Origin of the sequence: Streptomyces swartbergensis, assembly GCF_002148965.1 — a bacterium.
In the GTDB taxonomy this organism is placed as follows: domain Bacteria; phylum Actinomycetota; class Actinomycetes; order Streptomycetales; family Streptomycetaceae; genus Streptomyces; species Streptomyces swartbergensis.
In genome coordinates, this window is sequence record NZ_NGFN01000794.1 from 1 (window position 1) to 816 (window position 816).

General features: G+C 64.6%; 2 protein-coding genes. One reads left to right on the forward strand and one right to left on the reverse strand.

What is annotated here, in order from left to right; genetic code table 11:
• Positions 1 to 372, forward strand: a 372-nt coding sequence (locus tag CA983_RS44385; RefSeq protein WP_107500373.1) for a transposase, incomplete at its 5' end; no start/stop codon positions are given.
• On the opposite strand, the gene CA983_RS47445 is transcribed toward CA983_RS44385, so the two are convergent.
• Positions 366 to 816 (reverse strand): hypothetical protein (locus CA983_RS47445; RefSeq protein ID WP_208637195.1); only part of this gene is annotated, 451 nt, incomplete at its 5' end. The two genes, CA983_RS44385 and CA983_RS47445, sit on opposite strands and share 7 nt — an antisense overlap.

Consider the following 816-nt stretch of genomic DNA (forward strand, 5'->3'; position numbering starts at 1 on the left):
ATCGAAGTCCTCGAGCAGATGAAGGCGTTCTACCGCGGCGAGCAAGTGGTACTGGTCTGGGACGGCCTGTCCGCCCATTGGAGCCGGGCGATGCGCGCCTGGGTCGCCGAGCAGGACTGGCTCACCCTGGAGCGATTACCCGCCTACGCTCCGGAGCTGAACCCGGTGGAACTGCTGTGGTCCTCGCTCAAGAAACGTGAACTCGCCAACCTCGCCGGCGACCACCTCGCCCATGTCGCCGACGCCACCGAACAAGGCATCCACCGGATCAACCACAACCCACAACTGCCATGGTCCTTCCTCGCCCACACCGGCCTGACCATCCACCCAGCACACCCTGCACACCCACCGAACTTACGAAAAGATCAGTAGTGGTTAATGAGCCACCAAACGCCTCCTGCGATGAGCAGCAAGGAAACCAGCACCACGGCTGGCCTGAGGAACCGAGTGCGCCGGCTCACGGGCACTTCGGTACCCGCCGAGGGCACCGCATGCGAGGGTGCGGGAGGCCGCGAAGCCCCAGCAACTGGGCCTCCCATCGCAACTTCCCTGATATCGGCGTACATCCTGGGGCCCCAGACCTCCGAGCCGCTCACACCGTGCTGGGCCCTCCGTAGGGCACCGTCCACGTCGGTACGCCAGCGGATGCCTGCGACGTCTGTGAAGTCGACGGTGAGACGAAGCAGGTACCCGTAGCTCCTGAGTACCGAGGTGGGCAGTGTAAAGACCTCCTCACCGGCGCTACCGAGCAGCGGCAACGCGCCGACAACGCTGCCACGGTAGGACACACGCAAGTCCGTGATCGGCTGGTTTGAC